Source organism: Brevundimonas sp., assembly GCF_004210735.1.
In the GTDB taxonomy this organism is placed as follows: domain Bacteria; phylum Pseudomonadota; class Alphaproteobacteria; order Caulobacterales; family Caulobacteraceae; genus Brevundimonas.
The window spans coordinates 1-2,424 of sequence record NZ_SDZL01000114.1 but is presented as its reverse complement, the minus strand read 5'-3'; the positions used below and the strand labels follow the sequence as shown (position 1 = coordinate 2,424).

Annotated in this window: 2 protein-coding genes and 1 pseudogene; all 3 read left to right on the top strand. The window is 71.1% G+C overall.

Annotated features, from left to right (window positions below):
* Positions 1-686: CpaD family pilus assembly protein (locus EON91_RS14225; protein ID WP_366250472.1), on the top strand; the 686-nt coding region annotated here is incomplete at its 5' end.
* 5 nt (positions 687-691) lie between these two features.
* Positions 692-2,206, top strand: coding sequence for a cellulose synthase operon protein YhjQ/BcsQ (locus EON91_RS14220; RefSeq protein ID WP_292096026.1), 1,515 nt, complete (start codon positions 692-694; stop codon positions 2,204-2,206).
* Between the two features lie 7 nt (positions 2,207-2,213).
* Positions 2,214-2,424, top strand: a pseudogene (locus EON91_RS14215) (CpaF family protein); the annotation flags it as partial.

Genomic DNA, 2,424 nt, shown 5'->3' with positions numbered 1-2,424 from the left:
GCCCCCTTTTCGCCCTGACCCCCGCCGCCGCCTTGGGCGCCGCCCTGATCGCCGGCCTGTCGGCCTGCGTCGGCGGTCCCGCCGGCGGCCTGGGGCCCACGCCCCTGACCCCGACCTCGCGCTATCAGCTTCAGGTCGAGCCGGGCGTCGACCGCATCGCCCTGGCGGTGCACGAAACCGGCGTCTCGGCCACCCAGCGCGCGGCGCTGGACGGTCTGGTCAGCCGCTTCCTGATCGAAGGCGCACCCGTGCTGCGGGTCGAGGCGCCGGGCGGCAATGACCCGGTCTCGGCCGACATGGCCCACCGCATTCGCCAGACGGTGATCGACGCGGGTGTGCCCGCCCAGCGGGTTCAGGTCGTCGGCTATGACGCGCCCGATCCCCGCGCCCCGGTTCTGGCCGGGTTCGAGACCGTCCAGGCCGTCGTCCCGCAATGCGGCCGTGAATGGAACAATCTGACCCGCTCGGCCGAGAACGCGGGTCACAGCAATTTCGGCTGCGCCGTCACCGCCAATCTGGCCGCCCAGATCGAAAATCCGCGCGACATCGTCCGTCCGCGCGGCGCCCAGCCGGCCGACGCCGGCCGCCGCAGCGTCGTCTTCGACGCGTGGCGCGGGGGCGAACCGACCAGCGCCACGCGTGAAGAGCTGGTCGGCAGCCAGCGCGTCTCCAATGCGGTGAACTGACGCTCATGAGCAACGCCTTCGCCCCCCAACCCTTCGACGCCCTGGACGACGAGTTCGACCTGGACGCCGAGTTCGTGGATCTGGACGCCGCGCCGGTCGCGGGTTTCCCAACCTCGGACCCGCTGGCCGAGCCGCGCGCCTCGCTGCAGTTCACTGCCCCGGGCGAGCCTTCAGCTCCGCCGATGATCGCCACGCCGGTGCCGGTGGGCGGCGACTATGCGGCCTCGCTGCCAGCCGCCGCCTTCAACCCTGTCGGTGAGCTGGTCGCGGGCGCATCGGCCGCCCTGACCCCCTCGCGCGGCGCGGTCGAGGTGTCGGTGCCCCGCATCGCCATCCACGTCTTCGCCGAACGGCAGGACACCCTGGCCTCGGCCGAGCGCGCCGGTCAGGACCGCCGCCTGTCGCGCGCCACGACCCAGATCCGCGTCGGCGGCGTCCCCGCTGCTGTCGAGGCCTATCGCCACGAACCGACCCCGCCACTGGTCATCGTCGAGTCCATGAAGGACCCGCAGACCCTGTTGTGGGAAGTCGACCAGCTGGCCGAGGTCTGCGACGCAGGCACCAAGGTCGTGGTCGTCGGCGCCACCAACGACATCATCCTGTTCCGCGAACTGATGCGCCGCGGGGTCAGCGAATATCTGGTTGCGCCGGTCGATCCGCTGCAACTGATCTCGGCCATCGGCGACCTGTTCGCCGATCCGGCCCAGCCCTTCGTCGGCCGCTCCATCGCCTTTGTCGGCGCGCGGGGCGGGGCAGGGGCCTCGTCGGTCGCCCACAACACCGCCTATGCGATGAGCGAGCGGATCGGCGCCAACACCGTTATCGTCGACTACGACCTGCCGTTCGGCACCGCCGGTCTGGACTTCAACCAGGATCCGCTGAACGGCGTCGCCGACGCCCTGACCCAGCCGGACCGCCTGGACCCGACGCTGCTGGACCGGATGATGGTCCGCTGCACCGACAAGCTGTCGCTGTTCGCCGCGCCCGCGACGCTGGACACCGACTGGGACATCGGCCCTGACGCCTTCGAGGAGGTGACGACCCAGATCCGTTCGACCGCCCCCTTCGTGGTGCTGGACCTGCCGCATCTGTGGTCGGGCTGGATGCGCCGCACCCTGATCTCGGCGGATGAAGTCGTTGTGGTGGCGACGCCCGATCTGGCGTCGCTGCGCAACGCCAAGAACATGATCGATCTGATCCGTCACGGCCGTCCCAACGACGCTCCGCCGCGTCTGGTGCTGAACCAGGTCGGCGTGCCCGGTCGTCCCGAAATTCCGGCCAAGGATTTCGGCAATGCGCTGGGCGTTCACCCCAGCCTGATCATCCCGTTTGACGCCAAGCTGTTCGGCGCCGCCGCCAACAACGGCCAGATGATTCTGGACGCGGGGGCCAAGTCCAAGGCCGCCGACGCCTTCCAGACCCTGGCCCAGATCGTCTCGCGCCGCGAGATGCCCACGACGACGGCCGGCGCCAAACCCAAGGGCGGCTCGCTGTTCGCCCCCCTGTTCAAGAAACGCTGAGCGGGCGGTGTTCGGCAAGCGCACAGGTCAGCCCGGCAGCGTCGCGACGGCCCCGCGCCCCGCGCCGGCCTTTGCGCCTGAACCGGCCGCCGTTCCTGCGCCTGCTCCGTCGGCGCCCACGCCCGGCGTCCAGGCCGAGGCCTTCGCCTTCGGCGGCGCCGAGACCACGACCATCGGCGGCGCGGACCGTCTCGACGCCCTGGCCTCGCGCCCCAAAC